We start from the raw sequence: 24389 nt of genomic DNA, 5'->3' as shown, positions 1-24389 counted from the left end.
CCGCCGACCGGCCCCGCCCGCACGCAGGAGGAGAGCGCATGACCGAGACGATTCCCCAGACCATGAGCGCGGCCGTCTTCGAGGGCTCCGGCGGACCCGAGGTCCTGCGCATCGTCTCCCGGCCCGTGCCGACTCCCGCGCCCGGGGAGATCCTGATCCGAGTCTCCGCCGCCGGACTGAACCGGGCCGACGTCCAGCAGCGCAAGGGCGTCTACCCGCCGCCGCCGGGCGCCAGCGACATCCCCGGCCTCGAGGTCTCCGGCACGGTGGCCGCCCGCGGCGCGGACGTCGCGTCCCCGGCCGGCGAGTACAACGACGGCGCTCCCGTCTGCGCGCTCCTCGCCGGAGGCGGGTACGCCGAGTACGTGGCCGTGCCCGCGGGGCAGGCCGTCCCGCTGCCGTCCGGCGTCGACCCGATCGACGCCGGCGGCCTGCCCGAGGTGGCCGCCACGGTGTGGTCCAACCTGGTCCTGGAGGCCGCGGTCCGCCCGGGGGAGTGGGTGCTGATCCACGGCGGCTCGGGCGGCATCGGGGCGGCCGGCATCCAGATCATGAAGGCCTACGGCGCCCACGTGGCCGTCACCGGCAGCACACGGGAGAAGCTGGACTACGCGGCCGGCCTCGGGGCCGACCTGCTGATCGACTACCGCACCGAGGACTTCGCCGAGCGGATGCGGGAGGCCACCGACGGGCACGGGGCGGACGTGGTCCTCGACGTCGTCGGCGCGAAGTACCTGGGCGCCAACGTCTCCACCCTGGCCACCGGCGGGCGCCTCGTGGTGATCGGGCTGGCCGGGGGCGTGCGCGGGGAGCTGGACCTGTCCGCGCTCATGGCACGCCGCGGCCGGGTCATCGCCACCACGCTGCGCTCCCGTCCCAGCGCGGAGAAGGCGGCCATCATGGACCAGGTCCGCCGGCACGTCTGGCCGATGGTCTCGGCCGGGCGGCTGAAGCCCACCACCGACCGCGTGTTCGCGCTCGCCGACGCCGCGGCGGCGCACGCCTACTTCGACTCCGGCGAGCACCGGGGCAAGGTCCTCCTGCGTCCCTAGCCGTGCTCGGTCGCGGCACCCCCGACGGCAGTACTCCGGGCCGCCGGGGCGGCGGACAGTCCGAGGGCGCCCGCCGGACGCGCCCGCCTTCATGGCAAGATGGTTCCGTGGGTCTCTTCGCACGACTTCGCGGCGCTCACCGCGACACCAAGGAGCTCGGACTGGGAGTGTGGCGGCGCGCCCACGACCGGTTCGAACGCGGGCTCGACCGCTTCCACCAGGTCCTCGAGGGCATCGAGGACGACCCGCAGTACAACGAGCTCTACAACGGCCTGGCCTCCATCGCGAACCGGCTCGCCGACGAGCTCGACGAGGTCCGCCGCATCTGCGTCCGGGCCCAGGCCGCCCGGCCCAGCGAGGGGACCGACATCCCCCCGGGGGCCTCCGCGGTGCACCGCGCCCTCTCGAAGGCGGCCAACGACCTCGCCCAGGCGGCGCAGGCCGCCGCGATGGCCCGTCTCGACGCCGAGAGCCACGCGGCCGCCGACCTGCAGACCGGGCTCGACAGCGTCCGCCGCCGGGCCGACGTCGTGGTGGAGGGCGTCGCCAGCGCCCGGGCCGCCGCCGACGCACTCGGCTGACCCGGCGCACTCGGCTGACCCTGCGTACTCGGCCGACCCGGCGCATCGCGGCCGGCCACTGTCCCGCGAAAAACGATTCAACTCAGCGCGGGACCGGCTTTATTCCCGTCTGACGCAGCACTACGCGGTCGGCGTAGGGGGCCTCCCGTGCAGCCGTGGACGATGGCAGGATGAGGTGCATGACTACCCACGAATCACCGGTACTGAAGTTCAACGATGGCAACACCATCCCGCAGCTGGGCTACGGGGTCTGGCAGGTCGAGGACGACGTCGCGGAGAAGGTGGTCGGCGAGGCCTTCAAGGCCGGCTACCGCCACATCGACACGGCCAAGGTGTACGGCAACGAGGAGGGCGTCGGCCGGGCGATCGCCGCGTCCGGCGTGCCGCGCGAGGAACTGTTCATCACCACCAAGCTGTGGAACGCGGACCAGGGCTACGAGGAGACGCTGGCCGCGTTCGACGCCTCCCTGCAGCGGCTCGGCCTCGAGTACGTGGACCTGTACCTGATCCACTGGCTGCAGCCGAAGCAGGGCAAGTACGTGGACACCTGGAAGGCCCTCGTGGACCTGCAGAAGACGGGCAAGGTCAAGTCGATCGGCGTCTCCAACTTCACGGTCGAGGCGCTGCAGGAGATCGAGGAGGCCACGGGCGTGGTCCCGGCGATCCACCAGGTCGAGACGCACCCGTACTTCCCGCAGCGCAGCCTCCGCGAGTACGAGAAGTCGCGCGACATCCTGCACCAGTCCTGGTCGCCGCTGGGCAACCGCTCCGACCTGCTGGAGAACCCGGTGATCACCGAGATCGCGGAGAAGCACGGGGCCGCGCCGGCGCAGGTCGTCATCGCCTGGCACCTGGCCAAGGGCCTGGTGGTCATCCCCAAATCGGTGACCCCGGAGCGCATCGTCGCCAACTGGGAGTCCGTGGCGCTGACGCTCGACGAGGAGGATCTGGCCAAGATCGACGGGCTGGACCGCGGGGCCGAGGGCCGCATCGGGCCGGACCCTGCGGTCAGCGACTTCGAGTAGTCGACGCGAGCCGTACGACGGCGAGGCGCCGCCCGGGGAACCGGGCGGCGCCTCGCGCGTTCCCGGGCCCGGAAGGACCGGGAACGAGAAGAGCGGCCGACCTGCCTCTGCAGATCAGCCGCTCTCTTTCGCCGAGCCCCCTGCCAGAATCGAACTGGCGACCTTTTCATTACGAGTGAAACGCTCTACCGACTGAGCTAAGGAGGCACCGTGGGGGATCCGAGGATTTCCCACGAGCGACAACTTTATAGGACAGGTCAGGGCCCGGTCAAAACGCGCTCCGTCCCCTCCGTCCCGGCCCTGCCCCGGCCCTGATCCGGCGCTGTGCCCGGCGCGGAACTACTCAGCAGGTGAGGCCCTCGGCGGGGACCTCGCCGTCGATCAGGAAGGCGTCGACCGCCTTCGTGATGCAGTCGTTGCTGCGCCCGTAGGCCGTGTGGCCGTGCCCCTCGTAGGTGACCAGACGGGCCCTCGGGCCGAGCTGCTCGGCGAGCGCCTCGGACCATTCGTACGGCGTCGCCGGGTCGCCCGTGGTGCCGATGACCAGTGCCTGGGCGTCCCCGGCGAGCGGCTGCGCGGGATCGAGGTCCCCCACGGGAGGAGCGGGCCAGGCGTCGCAGGAGAGGTCCCCGCCCAGGTACCAGCCGATCGTGGGGGAGACGTCGTCGAGGGCGCGGTCCAGCGCGGCGCCGTCCACCCTCGGGTCTGGGTAGTCGAGGCAGTTGATCGCCGTGAACGCGTCCCAGGAGTTGTCCGCGTACGTGCCGTCGTCGAGCCGGCCCGAGCGGGCGTCCGCCATGTACATCAGCGACTCGGCGCTGTCCTGGCGCTGCAGCTCGGTCAGGCCCTCGCTGAACGACTGCCACCAGCCGTCGTCGTAGAGGGGCAGCAGGAGGGCGTTGACGAACTCGGCCTCGGTGAACTCGCGCCCGTCCTCCACGGGAATCGGGTCCGCCTCGAGCCGGTCCATGATCTGGACCAGCTCGTCCAGCCCGTCCTGCCCGCCGGCGAGCGGGCAGGACGCCTCGCCGCCGCACCACTCCACCAGCGCGCGCAGCTCCTGCTGGAAGCTCTCCGCCTGCGCCAGTGTCACCTCGGAGATCCCGAGCGTCGGGTCCATCGCGCCGTCGAGCACCAGGCGCCCCACGTTCTCCGGGAACAGGTCGGCATACGCGGCGCCGAGCTTGGTGCCGTAGGAGAAGCCGAGGTAGTTGAGGTCGTGGTCGCCGTTCACGGCGCGCAGGATGTCGAGGTCGCGGGCGGCGCTGTCGGTGTCCACGTGGGAGAGGATCTCGCCGTTCTTCGCGTCGCACAGCTCCCCGAGCTCGGCGATGGACATCGGTTCGCCCGCGCGGCCCTCGTCCAGCTGCGCGTCGGTGCGGCACTCGACGGCAGCGGACTGGCCGACGCCGCGCGGGTCGAACCCCACCAGGTGGAAGTTCTCGCGCAGGTCGGTGGAGAACGTCGTGGTCGCGGTGTTGCGGACGAGCTGCACGCCGGAGGCGCCGGGGCCGCCCGGGTTCACGAGCAGGGATCCCTCCGGCATGGGGGCGCGCTTGCGGATCATCGCCAGCTCGATGCTCTCCCCCTCGGGGGCGGCGTAGTCCAGGGGCACCTGGACGCTCGCGCACTCGAAGCTGCCCTGGCACTCCTCCCAGGCCGGCTTCTGCTCATAGAAGCGCTCCAGGCCGGAGGGGACCGCCGCCGGCTCCGGGCCGCGCTCGTCGGGCTGCGGCGTGCACCCGGTGGCGGCCAGTACGACGGCGGCCGCGGCCGCGAGCGCTGCGGCCCACCGGCCGCGTCGGGTGCCCGCCCGGTGCCGGGGGAGCGCGGGGAGGCCGGGGCGTCGGATCATGCGGGTGGGGACTCCTGTGCGGATGGGAGGGGCGCGGACGGGAGGTGCTCAGCCGCGGCGCGGCAGGAGGCCGGCCATCATGGCCTCCATCGCCAGCAGCGGTGTCACGTTGGCCGTGATGCGCTGGCGGGCCTCGGCGATGAGGTCGATCCTCGCCAGCGTATCGGTCGGGGTGCCCCGGGCGGCGAATTGCCGGAGCGGCTCGGCCAGATAGTCGTTGACCAGCTCGGTCCCCGTCCCGAGCTGCAGGACCAGCACGTCCCGGTAGACGGTCGTCAGGTCGATGAGCGCCCGGTCCAGCGAGTCGTTCATCCCGCGGCGGGCACGGCGCTTCGTGGCCTCCTCGACCTGCTTGAACTGGCTGCGCAGCTGCGGCGGGATCTGCGCATCGGGCTCCAGCCCCAGCAGCTCGCGCAGCCCGGCCGTCTCGGCGGCGGCGCGCTCCTCGGCCGAGCTCGTGGCCTCCTTGGTGGAGATCTCGACGATCTCCCCGGCGGCCGCGACGGCGTCGGCGACCGTGCGCAGGTACAGGGGCAGCCGCACGGTCTTGTCCCGCCGCAGCCGGGCCTCCTCCGACTGGGCGAGCCGCCGGGCCACCCCGATGTGCGACTGGCTGACCCGCGCGGCGAACTCCGCCTGCTCGGCGGTCAGGCCGTCGCGGCGGACCAGCAGCTCGGCGACGGCCTCCCGGCTGGGCACCCGCAGGCCCAGCGGCCGGCACCGCGACCGGATCGTCACGAGCACGTCCGCCGGACTCGGCGCGCACAGGATCCACACGGTGTGCGGCGGCGGCTCCTCGATCGCCTTGAGCAGGACGTTGGTGGTCCGCTCTGTCATGCGGTCCGCGTCCTCCATGACGATCACGCGCCACCGTCCGCCGGACGGACGGTCCTGCGCCTTGGTGATCAGCTCGCGGACGTCGCTGATCATGTAGTTCACGTTCTCGGTGGTCACCATGGAGACGTCGGGGTGCGCGCCGGCCAGGGTCAGCCGGCATCCCTTGCATGCGCCGCAGCCGGTGCCGTGCTCGCACTGCAGGGCGGCCGCGAAGGCGCGCGCCGCGTTCGAGCGTCCGGAGCCGGGAGGCCCGGTGAACAGCCATGCGTGCGCGGGGCCGCCGCCGGCGACGGCGCGCTCCAGCTGCGCCACGGCCTGGTCCTGCCCGGGCAGCTCGTCCCAGACGCTCATGCGCCCGCCCCGGTGCCGCGCAGCCCGCGGACCCGCTCGAGGACGGCCCCGGCGAGCTCGTCCACGCCCTGACCGGCGTCGAGCACCAGGTATCGGGCCGGATCGCCGGCCGCCAGGTCCAGGAAGGCCCGGCGGTTGCGCGTGTGGAAGTCGTCCGACTCGGCCTCGAGCCGGTCCGCCCCGCCGGCGTCGCGGACGGTCCGACGCCGGCGCCCGGCCGCGGCGTCCACGTCCAGCAACACGGTCAGGTGGGGGATGAGCCCCTGGGTCGCCCAGCGGTTGACGTTCAGGACGTCCTCGACGCCGAGGCCGCGGCCGACGCCCTGGTAGGCGACCGAGGAGTCGATGTAGCGGTCGCAGACCACCACGTGCCCGGCCGCGAGGGCGGGCAGGATGACCTGTTCCACGTGCGCGGCCCGCGCGGCGGCGAAGATCAGGGCCTCGGTGCGCGGGTCGACGGTGCCGTGCCCGTGGTCCAGGACGAGCGAGCGGAGCTCCTCGCCGATCTCCGTCCCGCCCGGCTCCCGGGTCCGCAGGACGGTCTCGCCGGCGGCGTCGAGCGCCTCGGCCAGGCGGGCCGCCTGCGTCGACTTGCCGGCGCCGTCGCCTCCCTCGAAGACCACGAACAGGCCTGGTCCGGGGTGGGCCGACGGCGAGCGCTCGGGCGTGCGGGGGTGCTCATGCTGCTGGCTCACCCCACCAGCCTAGCCGCAACAATGCCGTCGCCGGCGGTCGCGGGCTGGCCCGTGGACAACGCCGCGCCCTACCCTCGTGAGCATGAGCGAAGGCACCGCAGAGCAGGGCACCGGACAGTTCTCCCCGCACGGATCCCCGGCCGGCGGGCACGGCCACGGGCAGGGGCTGGCGCCGGACAGCGTCGTCGTGGCGGCCGGGCGCCCGCCGCACGAGACGGACGAGCCCGTGAACCCCCCGATCGTGCTCTCCTCCACCTTCCGCGGCGCCGGCCTGCCCGACGCCGGCGAGCGGGGCTACGCCCGCTTCACCAATCCCACCTGGGATCCCTTCGAGGCCACGCTGGCGGAGCTGGAGCGGGCGGACCAGCCGGCCCTGGCCTTCGGCTCCGGCATGGCCGCCATCGCCGCGGCCATGTCGCTACTGCCCGCCCGCGGCACCGTGGTCCTGCCGCGGCACAGCTACAACGGCAGCCTGGCCATCGTGGGCGACCTGACCCGGCGGACCGGGCTGCGGGTGGTCCACGTCGACATCGCCGACACGGACGCCGTCGTCGCCGCACTGGACGCCGCACCCCTCGACGCGGCTCCCCTCGACGCCGCACCCGCGGAGGCGGCCGGGGCCGCGGGTGACGCCGGGCCGTCCACCCTGCTGTGGGTCGAGAGCCCCACCAACCCGATGCTCGAGGTCGCCGACCTGCCGGCGATCCTCGCCGCCGCCCGGGAGCGCGGGATCCTGACCGTCGTCGACAACACGTTCTCCACGCCGCTGCTGCAGCGCCCGCTGGAGTCCGGGGCCGACGTGGTAGTCCACTCGGCCACCAAGTACCTCGGCGGCCACTCGGACGTGATCCTCGGCGCGGTCGTCACCTCCTCGGCGGCTCTGCGCGAGCGGCTCCTGGCCTACCGGACCCTCCACGGGGCGATCGCCGGGCCGTTCGAGACGTGGCTGACCCTGCGCGGGATGCGCACGCTCGCGGTGCGCCTGGAGCGCTCGCAGGCGACCGCGCAGCTTCTCGCCGAGCGCCTCGCCGCCCATCCCGCGGTCGAGTCGGTCCGCTACCCGGGCCTGCCCGGGGACCCCGGCCACGCCCGCGCCGCCGCCCAGATGGACGGCTTCGGCTCGGTCGTCTCCATCGCCGTGGCGCCGGCGGGCGCCGGGAACGACGCTGCCGGGAACGACGACGGCGCCGAGGCCGGCCTCCGCGCCGCGGACGCCGTCGTCGCCGCGCTGCGGCTGTGGACGCCGGCCACGAGCCTCGGCGGCGTCGAGTCGCTCGCCGAGCGCCGGCGTCGTCACCCGGGGGAGGCGCCCACCGTCCCGGAGAACCTCGTCCGGCTCAGCGTGGGCATCGAGAACGCCGAGGACCTCTGGGCCGATCTGGCGCGCGCCCTCGACCACGGCGCGGGGGCCCGGGCCTAGACTGTCAGCATGGGTCTGGCTTACGCGATCGAGCACTATCTCTTCCTGGCGCTGGGCGTCGTCGCACTCGTCCTCGCCGTCTGGGCGTTCCTGGACGCGGTGCGCCGCCCGGCAGCGAACTTCGAGGGCGCCGGCAAGCGCTCCAAGGGCTTCTGGCTAGCGCTGACCGCCGGGTCCACCCTGTTCTGCCTGCTGAGCGTCTACGGGGGCAGCGGCGGCCTGCTGCAGCTCATCGCGGCCTGCGTCGCCGCGGTGTACCTCGCCGACGTGCGCCCTGCGGTCTCCGGCCGCGGCGGCTACAGCTACTGAGGCCGAGCCGCCCGGAACATTACTGCGAATCCGGCCGCAGCCGGTGCCCGGCGGCGGCCCGTCTGTAGGATGAAACCATGACTTACACCCTCATCCTGCTCCGTCACGGGCAGAGCGACTGGAACGAGAAGAACCTGTTCACCGGCTGGGTGGACGTCGACCTGACCGAGCAGGGCCGGACCGAGGCCAAGCGCGGCGGCGAGCTGCTGATCGAGGCGGGCCTGCGCCCGGATGTGCTGCACACCTCCCTGCTGAAGCGCGCGATCACCACGGCGAACCTCGCCCTCGAGTCGGCCGACCTCCTCTGGATCCCGGTCAAGCGCGACTGGCGGCTGAACGAGCGCCACTACGGTGCGCTGCAGGGCAAGAACAAGGCCGAGACGCTGGAGGAGTTCGGCGAGGAGAAGTTCATGGAGTGGCGCCGCTCCTACGACACCCCGCCGCCGCCCCTGGACGACTCCTCGGAGTTCTCCCAGATCGGCGACCCGCGCTACGCGGACCTCGGCGACGACGCCCCGCGCACCGAGTGCCTCAAGGACGTCCTCGAGCGGATGCTGCCCTACTGGGAGTCGGAGATCAAGGCGGACCTGGTCGCCGGCAGGACCGTGCTGGTCGCCGCGCACGGCAACTCGCTGCGCGCGCTCGTGAAGCACCTGGACGGGATCTCGGACGAGGACATCGCCGGGCTGAACATCCCCACGGGCATCCCGCTGCTGTACGAGCTGGACGAGGACTTCAAGCCCGCCGTGGCCGGCGGCAAGTACCTGGACCCCGAGGCCGCGGCCGAGGCCGTCAAGGCCGTCGCGAGCCAGGGCCGCAAGTAGCGCCGGGGCCCGCGTAGCAGCGGACCGCACGCAGCACCGCCGCACGGCGGGCGAGAGAGGGGGAGGCCCCGGCATCGCGCCGGGGCCTCCCCCTCTCTGCTGCCGCCCGCGGAGGGCGGCGCCGGAACTCAGACGTTGTCGTTGAGGTTCGGCTCCCACTCGCCCGTGACGAGGTAGTTGACCTTGCGGGCCACCGAGACGCCGTGGTCGCCGAAGCGCTCCATGTAGCGGCTCGCCAGCGTCACGTCCGTCGTCGTGGGCGCGGACTCGGCCCAGTCGTCGCTGGCGATGGCCTTGAAGACGGACGAGTGCAGCTCGTCGATCTCCTTGTTCAGCCCGATGATCTCCGCCGCGATGGCCAGGTCCCGGGTGTCCAGCAGCTGGCCGACCTTGGTGGCGATCTCGATGTTCAGGCGGGCCATCTCCGCGAACGTCGGCTGCACGGACTCGGGGGCCACCTGGTTCGGGAAGCGCAGCCGGGTCAGCTGGGCGATGTGCCGGGCGAGGTCGCCCATGCGCTCCAGCGAGGCGCTCATGCGCAGCGAGCCCACGATCATGCGCAGGTCGGAAGCCACCGGCCCCTGCAGGGCGAGCACGTCGATGGCGTGCTCGTCGAGCTTGTTCTGCAGGAAGTCGATCCGCGCGTCGGCGGCGATGACCTCCTGCGCCAGCTGCGTGTCGGCATTGGCGAAGGACTCGTAGGCCCGTTCCATCGCCTCGGCGACCAGCTTGGAGAGATTGATCAGTTCCTCGCCGATGGTCTGGAGTTCGGCCTGGAAGACTTTGCGCATGGGGGGTCCTTTCATCAGAACCTTGCGTCCTGAAACCTGCGAGAGGCGGTCTGGCTCAATTGCTCACACTGACACTACTAAGTAAACCAATCGGGCGGGGCAAGTGAACGTTGGGTGAACCGGCCCCGCGGGGGCCCCGGGCGGCGGCGGGCGCCCGTCCGAGCGGCCTAAGCTGGTGCAGTGATGGATTCCCTACTACTGGTGCTGGCCGGCCTGACCGGCCTGCTCCTCGGTGCGGGCGGCCTGCTGGCCTTCCACATCAGCCAGCGCCGCCGCGACGCCGTGCCCGAGGTCCTCGAGCCGACGCTGCCCGACGGGACCGCCGAGATCCTCTCCATCGTCGGACGGGCGTTCGTCGTCATCGACGAGGTCAACGGCGTGGTCCGGGCGAATCCGGCCGCCTACGCCTACGGGCTCGTCCGCGGGCACACCGTGGTGCACCAGGAGCTGCTCGACCTCGCGGCCCGGGTGCGGGCCGACGGCGTGATCGAGGAACGCCAGTTCGAGCTGCCCCGGGGCCCGCTGGGCCAGGGCGGCATCGTCGTGCACGTGCGGGTGGCGCCCCTGGCCGAGCGGTACATCCTGCTCCTGGCCGACGACCGCACCGAGATCACCCGCACCGAGGCGATCAGGAACGACTTCGTGGCGAACGTGTCGCACGAGCTGAAGACGCCCGTCGGGGCCGTCTCGCTCCTGGCGGAGGCGATCGAGGACGCCGCGGGCGACGAGGTCGCGATCAAGCGCTTCGCCGGCCGCCTGCACAAGGAGACGCACCGCCTCTCGGCGCTCGTGCAGGACATCATCGAGCTCTCCCGGCTGCAGGGGACGGACGTGGTCCTCCAGGGCCGGCCCGTCGACGTCGCGCACACCCTCGCCGAGGCCGTCGACCGCAACAAGTTGACCGCCGAGGGCAAGAACATCGCCGTCAAGGTCGGCGGGGCCAGGGACGCCGTCGTCCACGGGGACCCCGACCTGCTGATGACCGCGTTCCGCAACCTCGTGGACAATGCCATCCGCTACTCGCCGGAGAACACCACGGTCGGGGTCGGCGTGCGGGTCCGCGACGACCTCGTCGAGGTATCCGTGACGGACCAGGGCCCGGGCATCAGCGCGGACGACCAGGAACGGATCTTCGAACGCTTCTACCGGGTCGACTCGGCCCGGTCCCGCCAGACCGGCGGCACGGGCCTCGGCCTGAGCATCGTCAAGCACGTCATGTCCAACCACGGCGGCGAGGTGACCGTCTGGTCCCAGCCCGGTCAGGGCTCGACGTTCACGGTGAGGCTGCCGGTCTTCGAGGAAGGCACGACGGCGGAGAACCCGCCGCCCGTCGACGAACCGCGCGGCTCGCGCGCGACGCACTCAGAGGAGAACAGATGACGCGCATTCTGGTGGTCGAGGACGAGGAGTCCCTGAGCGACCCCCTGGCCTACCTGCTCGAGAAGGAGGGGTTCGAAGTCGGGGTCGTGGACAACGGGCTGGACGCCGTGACCGAGTTCGACCGGGCCGGCGCGGACCTCGTCCTGCTCGACCTCATGCTGCCCGGCCAGTCCGGCACCGAGGTGTGCCGGCAGATCCGCCAGCGCTCCAGCGTCCCGGTCATCATGCTCACGGCCAAGGACTCCGAGATCGACAAGGTGGTGGGCCTCGAGCTGGGGGCCGACGACTACGTCACCAAGCCCTACTCGTCGCGGGAGCTGGTCGCCCGCGTCCGCGCCGTGCTGCGCCGCCAGGCCGAGCCGGAGGAGCTGGTCACGGCCACCCTGCAGGCGGGGCCGGTCCGGATGGACGTCGAGCGGCACGTGGTCAGCGTGTCCGGCGAGCCCCTGCCCTTCCCGCTGAAGGAGTTCGAGCTGCTGGAGATGCTGCTGCGCAACGCGGGACGCGTCCTCACCCGCGGGCAGCTGATCGACCGGGTCTGGGGCTCCGACTACGTCGGCGACACCAAGACGCTGGACGTGCACGTCAAGCGCCTGCGCTCGAAGATCGAGCCGGACCCGTCCAACCCGCAGCACCTGGTCACGGTGCGGGGGCTCGGCTACAAGTTCGAGGCCTGAGGCCGGGACGGACGAAGGGCTGCGGCCCCGGCCCACCGAGCGGTGGACCGGGGCCGCAGCCCTTCGCGCTGTCGGCCGCCGCCCGACGTCGTCGTGCCGGCGGCCACGGGACGGCTAGTGGTGGCCGGCCTCTTCCTCTTCCTCGTGTTTGAGGTGCTCGTTGTTCTCCGGCTGGTAGCCCTCCGGCAGGAACTGGCGGTACTCCTCGAGGGTGCCGTCGATGACGGGGACCAGTTCCTCGGTGGACTCGCTGCCGGCGGTCACGTCCACCGGGACCATGGAGCCCGGGAGCTCGCCGGCGGACGGGACGGTGGTCTTGTGGCCGTCCTCGCTCAGCATCACCGTGGTGCCGGCCGGGACGTCGATGGTGACGGAGGAGCCGTTGATGCCCAGCTCGAGCTCGGCGGACTGATCCGACTCGTTGACCACGTTGCCGAGCACGCGGGCCTCGGCCTCGGGCCCGGTGGTCACCAGCATGAGGTTGCGGACCTCGGCGTCGCCGGCGGTGAAGTTCACGCCGTCCGACGCTGCGTACTCGGTGGCGGTGGCCTGGTCGTTGATGGCGCCGCAGCCGGCTGCGCTCAGGGCAACCAGGCCGAGGGCGGCGACGGCCAGGGCGCGGCGTCCGCGCGTCTTCTGTGCGGTGATCACTGCACGAACTCCTCATCAGGTTCGGTCTCGACTAATCGATCGCACCGGGCGGGGCCCGCTGCGACGGCATTCCCGTCAATCCTACTCGTTGTAGAAGAGAATCACCGCCCCGGTCCGGACGGCGGCGTCGCGGCCTCCGCAGCGGCGGTCCGCCGTTGCCCTGCGGGCGGATTATTGCGCACGGAGCCGGGGACGGAGGGTCAACGCGCCGGTATTTCCAGAAGGCACGTGATAAACTCGTCTGTGGGAAAGGGGAAAATCAAACATGGTTTTTGAGGTTGGCGAGACGGTAGTTTACCCCCACCACGGGGCCGCACGGATCGAAGAGATCAAGATGCGGACCATCAAGGGCGAAGAGAAGATGTACCTCAAACTGAAGGTCGCCCAGGGCGACCTGACGATCGAGGTTCCGGCGGAGAATGTGGATCTGGTGGGTGTGCGCGACGTCGTCGACCAGGACGGTCTCGACGACGTCTTCGACGTCCTCCGCGCGGAGTTCACCGAGGAGCCGACCAACTGGTCGCGTCGCTACAAGGCGAACCTCGAGAAGCTGGCGTCGGGCGATGTCATCAAGGTGGCGGAGGTCGTCCGCGACCTGTGGCGCCGCGAGCACGACCGCGGGCTCTCGGCCGGCGAGAAGCGCATGCTGGCCAAGGCCCGGCAGATCCTCATCAGCGAGCTGGCTTTGGCCAAGAAGCTGGACGAGGTCAAGGCGGAGAGCATGCTCGACGAGGTGCTCGCCTCCTAGCAGGCCCCGCAGCTGGCATTCCGGCCCGTTCCCCTCGAGGGAACGGGCTGTTCTGCTTTAACGGGCACTCAGCGCCCCGCCGGACCGACGCAGTGGATAGAGTGCTGACGTGGACTCACGCATTCCTTCCCGTGGAACATCCGCGCCGCCGGAGCACGGCTCCCGGGTGGCCGTCATCGTCGTCGCCGCCGGGAGCGGGACCCGGCTGGGCCGCGACCTGCCCAAGGCACTGGTCCCGGTCGCCGGCGAGCCCATGCTCGTCCGCGCGGTGCGCGGTGTCCGGCGGGCACTGCCCGGCGCGGAGATCGTCGCGGTGCTGCCGGCCGAGAGCGAGGACCTCTGGCGGATCGGCCGCGAGCTCGGCGGCCGGCCCGTTGCAACGGAGCCCGACGCCGACGACGGCGGGTCGGCCGCCGCAGTCCGGGACACCGCGGGGCACGAGGCAGCGGGGACCGGCGGCGTCGTCCTCGTGGCGGGAGGAGCCACCCGGACGGCCTCCGTCCGGGCGGGACTCGACGCGATCGGCCCTGCCGCGGATCTGGTCCTGGTCCACGACGCGGCCCGTTGCCTGGCCCCGGCCGCGGTCTTCGACGCCGTCGTCGGCGCACTGGAGTCCGGTGCCACGGCGGTCATCCCGGCCCTGCCCGTGGTGGACACCGTCAAGACGGCGGTCCCCGCCGAGGACCCGCGGATCGCTCCCGAGCAGGTCTACGACACTCCGGCACGCTCCACGCTGCGGGCCGTGCAGACGCCCCAGGGCTTCGTCCGGTCCGCCCTCGCCGCCGCGCACCGGCAGGCGGAGACCTGGGCCGGGCACCGGGCCGAGGCGGTGACGGACGACGCCATGCTGATGGAGCTGGCGGGGATCCCCGTCCACCTGGTGCCCGGCAGCCTCGAGTCGCTGAAGATCACCACCGAGCAGGACCTGCGCATCGCCGAGGCCGCCGTCGCGTCCGCCGGCGAGAACGCGTCCACCGGCGAGAACGCACCGACTGGCGAGAACGCACCCACCGGCGAGACCGAGGAGACCGGAGGCCCCATGGACCGCGACCACCCGTCGATGCCCCGGATCGGGACCGGCATCGATGTGCACCGGTTCGCCCCCGAGGGCAGTGGCCGCGAGCTCTGGCTCGCCGGCCTGCACTGGCCCGGCGAGCGCGGCCTCGAGGGGCACTCGGACGCGGACGCCGTGGCGCACGCGGCCTGCGACGCCCTCTTCTCGGCGGCCGGGATCGGCGATCTCGGCACGCACTTCGGCACGTCGCGGCCGGAGCTCGCCGGCGCATCGGGGGCGGCCCTCCTGACCGAGGCCGCACGCCTCGTCCGCGCCTCCGGCTTCGAGATCGGCAACGTCGCGGTTCAGTTCGTCGGCAACCGTCCCCGGTTCGGGCCGCGGCGGGAGGAGGCGGACCGGGTGCTCAGCGAGGCCGCGGGCGCACCGGTCACGGTGACTGCGACGACGTCGGACGGGCTCGGCTTCGAGGGCGCCGGCGAGGGCGTCACGGCCTACGCCAACGCGCTCGTGTACCGGCCGTAGCCGGGCCGTCCCCGCCGGCGGCTGCGCCCGCGGCCCGGCGGCGGACCGCGTCCGGGACGACGGCGGGCCTTCCGCTACCCTTGTGCGGGTGAGCATCCGTTTCTACGACACCCGCCAGGCCCAGGTCCGCGACTTCACGCCGCTCGTCCCCGGGCAGGTGGGCCTGTACTACTGCGGGGCCACGGTGCAGGGCATGCCGCACGTCGGGCACATCCGCTCCGCCATCGCGTTCGACCTCCTCACCCGCTGGCTCGAGTACCGCGGCTTCCGCGTGACCGTGGTCCGGAACGTCACCGACATCGACGACAAGATCCTCGAGAAGTCCGCCGCGTCCTTCGCCGACGGCTTCGTCCCGGAGCCCGCCTACCGCGCGGAGGAGCCCTGGTTCGCGCTCGCGTACCGGTTCGAGCAGGAGTTCGCCCGGGCCTACGAGACCCTCGGCGTGCGCCGCCCCACCTACGAGCCCCGTGCCACCGGGCACATCGGCGAGATGCACGAGCTCATCGCCGAGCTGATCGAGCGCGGCCACGCCTACCCGGCCCTCGACGACTCCGGCGACGTCTACTTCGACGTCCGCTCCTGGGAGGCCTACGGCTCGCTCACGCACCAGCGCATCGACGACATGCAGGCCGCCCCGGACGCCGACCCGCGGGGCAAGCGCGATCCCCGCGACTTCGCCCTGTGGAAGGGCCACAAGGGCACCGACCCGGAGACGGCCTCCTGGGCCAGCCCCTGGGGCCGGGGCCGCCCGGGCTGGCACCTCGAGTGCTCGGCGATGGCCGGCAAGTACCTCGGCAACGCGTTCGACATCCACGGCGGCGGCCTGGATCTGCGGTTCCCACACCACGAGAACGAGCTGGCGCAGTCGACGGCGGCCGGTCAGGACTTCGCGAACTTCTGGATGCACAACGGCATGGTCACCTTCGAGGGCGAGAAGATGTCCAAGTCGGTCGGCAACACCGTCTCGCCGGAGGAGATGCTGGAGGCGGCCGGGCCGCGGGTGGTCCGGTACTTCCTCGGCCAGGCGCACTACCGCAGCCAGCTGGACTACAGCCCGACGTCGCTCACCGAGGCCGGTGCCGCCGTCGAGCGCGTGGACACGTTCCTGCGCAACGCGCAGCGGATGCTCGGCGCGGACGCCGTCGTCGGCCGCGTCCCCGACGCCTTCGCCGCCGCGATGGACGACGACCTGAACGTCCCGCAGGCCCTGGCCGCGCTCCACGAGACGGTCCGGGCGGGCAACACGGCGCTCGCGGCGGGCGACCGGGACGCCGTCGCCGCCGCGTACGCACAGGCGGCGGCCGCCACCGCGGTCCTCGGCCTCGACGACGCCGGGAACGACGCCGGCGGGGACCCGGGCTCGACGGCGGCCCTCGACGTGCTCGTCCGGGCGCAGCTCGAGGCCCGTGCGGCCGCCCGCGCCGCGAGGGACTGGGGCACCGCGGATGCGATTCGCGACACGCTGGCCGCGGCCGGGATCGTCGTCGAGGACTCGGCCGACGGAGCCCGCTGGAGCCTCGGGGGCTAGCCCGCAGGCCCGTGGCGCCGGGGGACGGGAGCCCTCCGCGGCCCCGGGCCGGGGCCGCGGGCGCGCGGCCCGCGGCATGCAGGGTTCCTCAAGAGTCCCGCCGGGCCCGCGCCGGGCTGGCGCCGCCCGCGTAGGATGGTCCCTGCCCGGGGCCTGAGCTCGACACGTGCCGGGTGCCGCCGCAGGCCCCCGTGCCCCGGCGCCCTCCCAGCGCGGCCCGGTCCGAAGCGCGGCCCGGTCCGATCGCGGTGCAGTTCGATCGCGGCTCAGGACACGCGACCCAGTACAAACGTGACAAGGATCCGAATCATGGCAACTCCCAAGCGTCCCGGCGCCGTCCGCAAGACCAAGAAGGGCCCCTCCGTCGGCACCGGCGGCCACGGCCGGAAGTCCCTCGAGGGGAAGGGCCCCACCCCCAAGGCGGAGGAGCGCGTCTACCACAAGGCCTACCGCGCCAAGCAGCTCTCCGAGCGCTCGAGCGCCAAGCAGGGCGGACGCGGCCGCACCGGTCGTTCCAAGAACGCGGCGGAGATGGTCACCGGGCGCAACTCGGTGGTCGAGGCGCTGCGCGCCGAGATCCCCGCGAAGACCCTCTACGTCGCCACCCGCATCGACGTGGACGACCGCGTCCGCGAGACGCTCAAGCTGGCCGCGGAGCGCGGGATCGCCGTGCTGGAGACCAGCAAGCAGGAGCTGGACCGGATGACGGACGACGCCGTGCACCAGGGCCTGGTGCTGCAGGTCCCGCCGTACGAGTACGCCGACGCGATCGAGCTCGCGGAGGCGACCGTCGCGCGCTCCCAGAAGGGCTACATCCGGACGCAGCCGCTCTTCGTCGCCCTCGACGGGATCACGGACCCGCGCAACCTCGGCGCGATCGTCCGCTCCGTCTCCGCGTTCCGCGGGCACGGCGTGATCGTCCCCGAGCGCCGCAGCGTGGGCATGACGGCCGCCGCGTGGAAGACGAGCGCCGGCGCCGCCGCGCGCGTCCCCGTGGCCCGGGCCACCAACCTGACCACCGCGCTGAAGGAGATCAAGGCGATGGGCGTCTTCGTCGTCGGGCTCGACGGCGAGGGCGACGTCCAGCTGCCCGACCTCGAGCTGGCCACCGAGCCGCTGTGCATCGTCGTCGGCTCCGAGGGCAAGGGCCTCTCCCGGCTGGTCCGCGAGACCTGCGACGCGATCGTGTCCATCCCGATCGACTCCGCCATGGAGTCCCTCAACGCCTCGATGGCCGTGGGGATCTCGCTCTACGAGGTCTCCCGGCGCCGCGGCGCGTGAGGGGCATCCTGCTGACATGACCAGTTCACCCCTGAACATCCCGGCCTCCCTCGAGGGCCGGGGCCACCCGTCGCGGCAGTTCCCGCGGGGGGTCCACGACGACGTCGCGGGCATCGCCGACGTCGCCGACACGGTCAACGTCTCCGTCTTCGCCCCCGAGCTCGAGGACGTCGACGTCTGGTTCACCGTCCCGGGCGGCGGGCTCGCCTCGGCCACGCTGACCGAGTTGACCGACGGCGCCCACCACGGCGCCGTCGAGGGGCTGCGCCCGGGCGCCCGCTACGCGTTCTGGGAGCACGGGGCGGACCGGCCCGAGTCGGGCCAGCTCCTCGTGGACCCGTACGCCCGCGCCATCGAGCAGGACGACGACGGCAACTACTGGGGCGTCTACGTCCCCGACGCCGGCTTCGACTGGGGCACCGTCCGGCGGCCGCACGTGCCGTGGCGGGACACGGTCATCTACGAGGCGCACATCAAGGGCCTGACGATGCTGCACCCGGACCTGCCGGAGGAGGTGCGCGGGACCTACGCCGGCCTGGCCCACCCGGTGATGCTCGACTACCTGCGTGCCCTGGGCGTGACCGCCGTCGAACTGCTGCCGATCCACTTCCACATCGACGAGCCGCACCTGCGCGAGCTCGGGCTGCCCAACTACTGGGGCTACAACACGCTCGGCTACTTCGCCCCGCACCACGAGTACGCCACCGCCGCAGCGCGCGCCGCCGGGCCGGCCGCCGTGCGCGACGAGATCAAGGGCATGGTCAAGCACCTGCACGATGCGGGGATCGAGGTGATCCTCGACGTCGTCTACAACCACACGGCGGAGGGCGGTTCCGGCGAGCCGGCGCTGTCCTGGCGCGGCCTCGCCGACCACCACTACTACCGGCACACCGAGGACGGGCACTACCTGGACACCACCGGGTGCGGGAACACCCTCGACTTCACCGAGCCGGCCGTCATCCGCATGACCATGGACTCGCTGCGCTACTGGGTCGAGGAGTTCCACGTGGACGGCTTCCGGTTCGACCTCGCCGCGACCCTGGGCCGGGACGGGAACAACAACTTCACGCCGGACCACCCGTTCTTCGCCGCGATCGCCGCCTCGGAGACCCTCACGGGCGTGAAGATGATCGCCGAGCCCTGGGACGTGGGCATGGGCGGCTGGCAGACCGGCCGGTTCCCGCGCGGGTTCGCCGACTGGAACGACAAGTTCCGGGACACCGTCCGCACCTTCTGGGCCGCGGACCAGGGACGGCTCGCCGCGGGGGAGCAGGGGTCCTCGGTCGCCTCGCTCGCCACGGTCCTCGCCGGGTCCCGCGACCTCTTCGCGCCCTCGGGCCGAGGAGCCCTGGCCTCGGTCAACTTCGTCACCGCCCACGACGGCTTCACGCTGCGCGACGTGGTCTCCTACGACCGCAAGCACAACGAGGACAACGGCGAGGAGAACCGCGACGGGACCAGCGACAACAACAGCTACAACCACGGGGTCGAGGGGCAGACCGGCGACGCGGACATCACCCGCGAGCGCCTCAAGTCCGCCTCGAACATGATGGCCACGCTGCTGCTGTCCCTCGGCGTCCCGATGATCACGGCCGGCGACGAGATCGGCAAGACCCAGGCCGGCAACAACAACGCCTACTGCCAGGACAACCCCATGTCCTGGCTGCACTGGGACCTGGGTCCCGAGCAGGAGGCGATGCTCGGCGTGACGCGCGCGCTGGTCCGCATCCGCCGTGAGTTCCTCGCCAACCAGCCGTACACGTACCCCGCGCAGGACGACACGGGCTTCCTGCTCTGGTTCAACACCTCCGGCGAGCCGCTCCAGGAGGAGGAGTGGCTGGACCCGGAGACGCGCCTCATGCAGCTGCTGATCGGGTCCCCCGAGGGGCGGTTCGACGGCCTGGTGGTCTTCAACGGCACGCCGGATCCGGTGGAGCTGACCCTGCCGCACGGCGAGGAGCTGCGGGCGTTCATCGGCCGCGACGAGGACGATCTGCGCTTCGATCTGCGCTTCAGCACCGAGCCCGCCGATCGCGCCCGCCGCGGGACCGTCCTGCGCGCGGGCGAGTCCTACCGGGTGGCCGGCAACTCGGTGGCGGTCTTCCGCAGCTGACGCGCCGGCGGCCGGCCCGTCCGCCGGCGCGATCGCGGGCGGCCCGATCACGGGCTGGTCAGGCGACCGTCCGGCCCGTCGCTTTCGGTCAAGACCTTGGCAGGCCCACCGGCGCCCACTAGCGTCTAGCGTGTGAAGAGACTTCCCGCGACGCGATTCGGACGGATCCCCGTCACCGATGTCCAGCCGGTGGTGGACGGGGGTCGCTTCCCCGCCAAGGCCGTCACCGGGCAGGACGTGCCGGTCTCGGCGACCTGCTTCCGCGAGGGGCACGACGCGGTCGGCGCCACCGCGGTGCTCTACCGGCCGGACGGCTCGGCCGCCCAGCGGGTCCGGATGGTCCCCGGCGCCCCGGGCACCGACCGCTGGCACGCCACCCTCCGTCCGGACGCCGCCGGCGCCTGGACCTTCGAGATCGAGGGCTGGGACGACCCCTACGGCACCTGGCACCACGCGGCCGGCATCAAGATCGGCGCCGGCATCGAGGAGGAGCTGATGCTCGCCGAGGGCGCCCGGCTCTTCGCGGCCGCCGCCCGGGACCGCAAGACCGCTGCGGCCGACGCCGAGCTGTTCCGCGGCCTCGCCCGCGTCCTCGAGGACACCGACCGCAGCGTGGCCGACCGGTTCGCCGCCGCCGAGTCGCCCGAGCTGACCGCGCTCCTGGCCGAGCGCCCGATCCGCCGCCACGTCACGCGCGGCGGCGCGTACCCGCTGCTCGTCGAGCGCCGCCTCGCGGGGCAGGGCGCCTGGTACGAGTTCTTCCCGCGCTCCGAGGGCGCGGTCCTGGAGGAGGAGTACGACGACGGCACGCGCCGGTACACGTCCGGCACCTTCGCCACGGCCCGGCACCGCCTCGACGCGGTCGCCCGGATGGGCTTCGACGTCGTCTACCTGCCGCCCATCCACCCGATCGGGCGCACCCACCGCAAGGGACCGAACAACACGCTCACCGCGGGCGAGCACGATCCCGGCTCCCCGTGGGCGATCGGCGCGGCCGAGGGCGGGCACGACGCCATCCATCCGGATCTCGGCACGGTCGAGGACTTCGCGGCGTTCGTCGACCGCGCCCGCGAGCTGGGGCTGGAGGTCGCCCTGGACCTGGCCCTGCAGGCCTCGCCGGACCATCCGTGGGTCGCCGAGCACCCCCAGTGGTTCACCACGCGCGCGGACGGGTCGATCGCCTACGCCGAGAACCCGCCGAAGAAGTACCAGGACATCTACCCGCTGAACTTCGACAACGATCCCAAGGGCCTGCGCGAGGAGGTCCTGCGGATCGTGCTGCTCTGGATCGAGCGGGGTGTGCGGATCTTCCGCGTGGACAATCCGCACACCAAGCCGCTCTGGTTCTGGGAGTGGCTGATCCGCGAGGTCTCCCAGCTCCACCCGGACGCGGTGTTCCTCGCCGAGGCGTTCACGCGCCCGGCGATGATGCACGCGCTCGGCAAGGCCGGGTTCCAGCAGTCCTACACGTACTTCACCTGGCGGAACACGCGCGAGGAGCTGGAGGAGTACCTCACCGAGGTCTCGCACCGGACGTCGCCGTACTTCCGGCCCAGCTTCTGGGTCAACACCCCGGACATCCTGCCCGAGTTCCTGCAGTACGGGGGCCCCGCCGCGTTCAAGCTGCGGGCGGCCATCGCCGCCACGGGCAGCCCGCTCTGGGGCGTCTACACCGGGTACGAGCTCTGCGAGAACGCGGCCCGGCCCGGCTCCGGCGAGTACGCGGACAACGAGAAGTACGAGTACAAGCCCCGCGACTTCGCGGCCGCCGAGGCGGAGGGGCGCTCGCTCGCGCCCTACCTGACCCGGCTGAACGAGATCCGCAGGGCCCACCCCGCCCTCGGCGACCTGGCGAACGTCCACCTGCACACCTCCACGGACGAGGCCACGCTCGTCTTCTCCAAGTCCCGGCCCGCCCCGCGCGGCCTGCTGGACGGGGCCGGCTCCGAGCCCACGGACACCGTCCTCGTGGTGGTGAACCTGGACCCGCACGCGGCCCGGGAGTCCACGGTCACCCTCGACCTGCCCGCCCTCGACCTCACGCCCGGCGACCTCGACGGCGACGGCCGCTTCGAGGTCCGCGACCTGCTCACCGGCCAGTCCTGGCGGTGGGGCGAGCACAACTACGTCCGGCTCGATCCCTACCAGGAGCCGGCGCACATCCTCCACATCGTCCGGAGCACCGCATGACGCACCAGCCCGCCCGCCCCGCCCCGCTGCCGGTCGCGCCGGAGGTGCTCGACGCCGTCGCGCACGGCACCTACCACCAGCCCCACGCGGTGCTGGGCGCGCACCTGCACGACGACGACGCCGTCACCTTCCGTGCCCTGCGGCACCTGGCGGAGGCGGTCGACGTCGTGCTGGACTCCGGCGAGACGCTCCCGCTGCGCCACGAGCACGGCGGCGTGTGGACCGCCGTGCTGCCGCGCACCCGGCGCCCCGGCCACGTGCCGGACTACCGGGTCCGCACCACGTACGCCGACGCGGAGCCCGTGACCCAGGACGACCCCTACCGGCACCTGCCGACGCTCGGGGAGCTGGACCTGCACCTGATCGGGGAGGGGCGGCACGAGCGGCTGTGGACCGTGCTCGGCTCGCACGTGCGCCGCTACCACTCGGCGCTGGGCGACGTCGCCGGCACCAGCTTCGCGGTGTGGGCCCCGAACGCCCGCGCCGTGCGGGTCAAGGGGGACTTCAACCACTGGAACGGCGGCGGCGCGGCGATGCGCTCGCTGGGCCACTCCGGCGTGTGGGAGATCTTCATCCCCGGGGTGGGGGACGGCGCGGTCTACAAGTACGAGGTCCTCGGGGCCGACGGCGTCTGGCGGGACAAGGCGGACCCCATGGCCCGCCGCACCGAGGTGCCGCCCCGGACGGGCTCCATCGTCACCGAGTCCGCCTACTCCTTCCACGACGACGAGTGGATGCAGGCCCGCGCGGAGACGAACCCGCACGAGTCCGCGATGAGCGTGTACGAGGTCCACCTCGGCTCCTGGCGGCCCGGGCTGGACTACCGCGAGCTGGCGCACCAGCTCGCCGAGTACGTCGGCTGGCTCGGCTTCACCCACGTGGAGTTCATGCCCGTGGCGGAGCACCCGTTCGGCGGCTCCTGGGGCTACCAGGTCACGGGGTACTACGCCCCGACGTCGCGCTTCGGCACGCCCGACGACTTCCGCTACCTGGTCGACACCCTGCACCGGGCCGGAATCGGCGTGATCCTCGACTGGGTCCCGGCGCATTTCCCCAAGGACGAGTGGGCGCTGGCGCGGTTCGACGGCACGGCGCTCTACGAGCACCCGGACCCGCGCCGGGGCGACCACCCGGACTGGGGGACCCACATCTTCGACTTCGGGCGCAACGAGGTCCGCAACTTCCTCGTCGCCAACGCGCTGTACTGGCTGGACGAGTTCCACGTCGACGGCCTGCGCGTGGACGCCGTGGCCTCCATGCTCTACCTCGACTACTCCCGCGAGGACGGCGAGTGGGAGCCCAACGTGCACGGGGGCAACGAGAACCTGGAGGCGGTGGCCCTGCTCAAGGAGGCCACGGCCACCGCCTACGGCCGCTACCCCGGGTCCGTGATGATCGCCGAGGAGTCCACGGCGTACGACGGCGTGACCCGCCCGACCGCCCACGGCGGGCTCGGGTTCGGGCTGAAGTGGAACATGGGCTGGATGCACGACTCCCTGCAGTACATGCAGGAGGACGCGATCAACCGGCAGTACCACCACGACCGGATCACGTTCTCCCTGGCCTATGCGTGGAGCGAGAACTACCTGCTGCCGATCAGCCACGACGAGGTGGTCCACGGCAAGGGGTCGCTGCTGCGCCGGATGCCCGGCGGCCGGTACGAGCAGGCCGCCCAGGTCCGCGCGTACCTGGCGTTCCAGTGGGCCCACCCGGGCAAGCAGCTGATCTTCATGGGCACGGAGTTCGCCCAGGAGTCGGAGTGGAGCGAGCAGCACGGGCTGGACTGGTGGCTGACGGAGACCCCCGCGCACCGCGGGGTGCAGCTGTCGGTGCGGGCACTCAACGAGGTGTACCGCCGAACGCCGGCGCTGTGGAACCAGGACAACGACCCCGCAGGCTTCGACTGGATCGATGCGCACCACGCCCTGGGCAACGTCCTCGCGTTCGCGCGCCGGGGCACCGACGGCGGGCAGCTGGTCGTGGTCGCCAACTTCTCGGGCTCGGACCACCACGGCTACCGCCTGGGACTGCCGCAGGCGGGGCACTGGGTGGAGGCGCTCAATACCAATGCCGAGGAGTTCGGCGGCTCGGGGCTGGGCAATGCCGGCGGACTCAATGCGGCGGCGGAGCGACACTACGGGCAGCCGGCCAGTGCCGACATCGTGATCCCGGCGTTCTCTGTGCTCTACTTCACCCCGGCCGATCAGGGGTCGACGGTCCGCTGACCGGGTCCGCCGCGGGGCGGAGGGCCGCTCTGGGCCTGGAAATCAGGGCTGCGGACCCGGCGGCGGCCGGGGAGGCGGCCGGAGTTGCGAGGGTGCTCGGGGGCGTGTATAGTTTTTTCTCGCGCCGGGGACGGAAGGCAACGGAAACGAAGCCTGACGGACAACGGCGGATGAACTTCTCAGGAAGTTCGGCGGAGTCAAGTTGACACGCCGGATCGACTGAGGTAAGATAGACAAGTTGCTTCGGAGCGAAGCGGTCGGGATGTTGGTCCTGGTTGTGGTAGTCCGGGGTGTCTGTTGTTTGAGAACTCAATAGTGT

19 protein-coding genes, 1 tRNA gene and 1 pseudogene are annotated in these 24389 nt (G+C 72.3%); 15 read left to right on the top strand and 6 right to left on the bottom strand.

All coding sequences use genetic code 11. From position 1 onward, the window contains the following. The first annotated feature begins 62 nt into the window (after positions 1-62). The 3 genes from ABD784_RS12875 (at position 63) to ABD784_RS12865 (ending at position 2658) form a co-directional block, all read left to right on the top strand. Positions 63-1052 carry an NAD(P)H-quinone oxidoreductase gene (locus ABD784_RS12875; protein WP_425582989.1) on the top strand — a complete coding sequence of 330 codons (990 nt, stop codon included), beginning with the start codon at positions 63-65 and terminating at the stop codon, positions 1050-1052. Between the two features lie 107 nt (positions 1053-1159). Beyond that, the gene (locus ABD784_RS12870) at positions 1160-1633 is read left to right on the top strand and encodes a hypothetical protein (RefSeq protein ID WP_344885420.1); all 474 of its coding nucleotides are present in this window, start codon (positions 1160-1162) and stop codon (positions 1631-1633) included. A 179-nt stretch (positions 1634-1812) separates the two neighbouring features. Then, the gene (locus ABD784_RS12865; RefSeq protein ID WP_344885418.1) at positions 1813-2658 is read left to right on the top strand and encodes an aldo/keto reductase; all 846 of its coding nucleotides are present in this window, start codon (positions 1813-1815) and stop codon (positions 2656-2658) included. 134 nt (positions 2659-2792) lie between these two features. Here ABD784_RS12865 and ABD784_RS12860 read toward each other — a convergent pair. From ABD784_RS12860 to tmk, 4 genes are all read right to left on the bottom strand, one after another. Beyond that, positions 2793-2865: transfer RNA gene (locus ABD784_RS12860), tRNA-Thr, on the bottom strand. Between the two features lie 136 nt (positions 2866-3001). Next, entirely contained in the window at positions 3002-4513 is a 1512-nt protein-coding gene (locus ABD784_RS12855) for an alpha/beta hydrolase (RefSeq protein WP_344885415.1), read from the bottom strand. Positions 4514-4561: 48 nt separating this feature from the next. Then, positions 4562-5701: a DNA polymerase III subunit delta' gene (locus tag ABD784_RS12850; protein WP_344885412.1), complete on the bottom strand. Its 1140-nt coding sequence runs from the start codon at positions 5699-5701 to the stop codon at positions 4562-4564. After that, a complete protein-coding gene (gene tmk, locus ABD784_RS12845) occupies positions 5698-6396 on the bottom strand; it encodes a dTMP kinase (RefSeq protein ID WP_425582981.1) in 699 nt (232 codons plus the stop codon). Before tmk ends, ABD784_RS12850 begins: the two co-directional genes overlap by 4 nt. Before the next feature lie 82 nt (positions 6397-6478). Here tmk and ABD784_RS12840 point away from each other — a divergent pair, with 82 nt between their 5' ends. The 3 genes from ABD784_RS12840 (at position 6479) to ABD784_RS12830 (ending at position 8949) form a co-directional block, all read left to right on the top strand. Continuing rightward, on the top strand, positions 6479-7816 hold the full coding sequence (locus tag ABD784_RS12840) for a trans-sulfuration enzyme family protein (protein WP_344885409.1): 1338 nt from the start codon (positions 6479-6481) through the stop codon (positions 7814-7816). Positions 7817-7825: 9 nt separating this feature from the next. Then, on the top strand, positions 7826-8125 hold the full coding sequence (locus ABD784_RS12835; protein WP_344885406.1) for a DUF2516 family protein: 300 nt from the start codon (positions 7826-7828) through the stop codon (positions 8123-8125). A 77-nt stretch (positions 8126-8202) separates the two neighbouring features. Then, the gene (locus ABD784_RS12830) at positions 8203-8949 is read left to right on the top strand and encodes a phosphoglyceromutase (protein ID WP_344885403.1); all 747 of its coding nucleotides are present in this window, start codon (positions 8203-8205) and stop codon (positions 8947-8949) included. Positions 8950-9077: 128 nt separating this feature from the next. On the opposite strand, the gene phoU is transcribed toward ABD784_RS12830, so the two are convergent. Next, positions 9078-9740 (bottom strand): phosphate signaling complex protein PhoU, encoded by a 663-nt coding sequence (phoU, locus tag ABD784_RS12825; protein WP_344885400.1) that lies wholly within the window; start codon positions 9738-9740, stop codon positions 9078-9080. A 183-nt stretch (positions 9741-9923) separates the two neighbouring features. Here phoU and ABD784_RS12820 point away from each other — a divergent pair, with 183 nt between their 5' ends. Together ABD784_RS12820 and ABD784_RS12815 are read left to right on the top strand one after the other, a co-directional pair. Next, positions 9924-11120 (top strand): sensor histidine kinase, encoded by a 1197-nt coding sequence (locus ABD784_RS12820; protein WP_344885397.1) that lies wholly within the window; start codon positions 9924-9926, stop codon positions 11118-11120. Continuing rightward, complete coding sequence (locus ABD784_RS12815; RefSeq protein WP_344885394.1) at positions 11117-11797, top strand: response regulator transcription factor; 681 nt, start codon at positions 11117-11119, stop codon at positions 11795-11797. Before ABD784_RS12820 ends, ABD784_RS12815 begins: the two co-directional genes overlap by 4 nt. A 114-nt stretch (positions 11798-11911) precedes the next feature. Here the strand turns inward: ABD784_RS12815 and ABD784_RS12810 are convergent, their stop codons facing one another. Beyond that, positions 11912-12448 (bottom strand): hypothetical protein, encoded by a 537-nt coding sequence (locus tag ABD784_RS12810; RefSeq protein WP_344885391.1) that lies wholly within the window; start codon positions 12446-12448, stop codon positions 11912-11914. Between the two features lie 265 nt (positions 12449-12713). Between ABD784_RS12810 and ABD784_RS12805 the strand changes: the two genes are divergently transcribed. From ABD784_RS12805 to glgB, 7 genes and pseudogenes are all read left to right on the top strand, one after another. Next, positions 12714-13196 (top strand): CarD family transcriptional regulator, encoded by a 483-nt coding sequence (locus ABD784_RS12805; RefSeq protein ID WP_309080829.1) that lies wholly within the window; start codon positions 12714-12716, stop codon positions 13194-13196. Between the two features lie 109 nt (positions 13197-13305). Beyond that, positions 13306-14733 carry a 2-C-methyl-D-erythritol 2,4-cyclodiphosphate synthase gene (gene ispF, locus ABD784_RS12800; protein ID WP_344885387.1) on the top strand — a complete coding sequence of 476 codons (1428 nt, stop codon included), beginning with the start codon at positions 13306-13308 and terminating at the stop codon, positions 14731-14733. A gap of 88 nt (positions 14734-14821) precedes the next feature. Continuing rightward, positions 14822-16261: a cysteine--tRNA ligase gene (gene cysS / locus ABD784_RS12795; RefSeq protein WP_344885384.1), complete on the top strand. Its 1440-nt coding sequence runs from the start codon at positions 14822-14824 to the stop codon at positions 16259-16261. 309 nt (positions 16262-16570) lie between these two features. Continuing rightward, positions 16571-17542, top strand: coding sequence for a 23S rRNA (guanosine(2251)-2'-O)-methyltransferase RlmB (gene rlmB, locus ABD784_RS12790; protein ID WP_344885381.1), 972 nt, complete (start codon positions 16571-16573; stop codon positions 17540-17542). A gap of 16 nt (positions 17543-17558) precedes the next feature. Beyond that, positions 17559-19655 carry a glycogen debranching protein GlgX gene (glgX, locus tag ABD784_RS12785; RefSeq protein WP_344885378.1) on the top strand — a complete coding sequence of 699 codons (2097 nt, stop codon included), beginning with the start codon at positions 17559-17561 and terminating at the stop codon, positions 19653-19655. Positions 19656-19787: 132 nt separating this feature from the next. After that, positions 19788-21845 (top strand): alpha-1,4-glucan--maltose-1-phosphate maltosyltransferase, encoded by a 2058-nt coding sequence (locus ABD784_RS12780; protein WP_344885375.1) that lies wholly within the window; start codon positions 19788-19790, stop codon positions 21843-21845. Further along, positions 21845-24070 (top strand): annotated as a pseudogene (glgB, locus tag ABD784_RS12775) (1,4-alpha-glucan branching protein GlgB); the annotation flags it as partial. The gene ABD784_RS12780 and the pseudogene glgB, both read left to right, overlap by 1 nt. Positions 24071-24389 lie beyond the last annotated feature (319 nt).

The organism is Zhihengliuella alba (assembly GCF_039538765.1).
Lineage (GTDB): Bacteria > Actinomycetota > Actinomycetes > Actinomycetales > Micrococcaceae > Zhihengliuella > Zhihengliuella alba.
Note: the sequence above shows the minus strand (reverse complement) of the source record. Positions and strands in the feature narration are given on the sequence as shown.

Bases quoted from the DNA above. Each gene is read 5' to 3' on its own strand.
- ABD784_RS12875 (WP_425582989.1), top strand. From the start codon at position 63: ATGAGCGCGGCCGTCTTCGAGGGCTCCGGCGGACCCGAGGTCCTGCGC.
- ABD784_RS12865 (WP_344885418.1), top strand. From the start codon at position 1,813: ATGACTACCCACGAATCACCGGTACTGAAGTTCAACGATGGCAACACC.
- ABD784_RS12855 (WP_344885415.1), bottom strand. From the start codon at position 4,513: ATGATCCGACGCCCCGGCCTCCCCGCGCTCCCCCGGCACCGGGCGGGC.
- ABD784_RS12850 (WP_344885412.1), bottom strand. From the start codon at position 5,701: ATGAGCGTCTGGGACGAGCTGCCCGGGCAGGACCAGGCCGTGGCGCAG.
- ABD784_RS12840 (WP_344885409.1), top strand. From the start codon at position 6,479: ATGAGCGAAGGCACCGCAGAGCAGGGCACCGGACAGTTCTCCCCGCAC.
- ABD784_RS12835 (WP_344885406.1), top strand. From the start codon at position 7,826: ATGGGTCTGGCTTACGCGATCGAGCACTATCTCTTCCTGGCGCTGGGC.
- ABD784_RS12830 (WP_344885403.1), top strand. From the start codon at position 8,203: ATGACTTACACCCTCATCCTGCTCCGTCACGGGCAGAGCGACTGGAAC.
- phoU (WP_344885400.1), bottom strand. From the start codon at position 9,740: ATGCGCAAAGTCTTCCAGGCCGAACTCCAGACCATCGGCGAGGAACTG.
- ABD784_RS12820 (WP_344885397.1), top strand. From the start codon at position 9,924: ATGGATTCCCTACTACTGGTGCTGGCCGGCCTGACCGGCCTGCTCCTC.
- ABD784_RS12815 (WP_344885394.1), top strand. From the start codon at position 11,117: ATGACGCGCATTCTGGTGGTCGAGGACGAGGAGTCCCTGAGCGACCCC.
- ABD784_RS12805 (WP_309080829.1), top strand. From the start codon at position 12,714: ATGGTTTTTGAGGTTGGCGAGACGGTAGTTTACCCCCACCACGGGGCC.
- rlmB (WP_344885381.1), top strand. From the start codon at position 16,571: ATGGCAACTCCCAAGCGTCCCGGCGCCGTCCGCAAGACCAAGAAGGGC.
- glgX (WP_344885378.1), top strand. From the start codon at position 17,559: ATGACCAGTTCACCCCTGAACATCCCGGCCTCCCTCGAGGGCCGGGGC.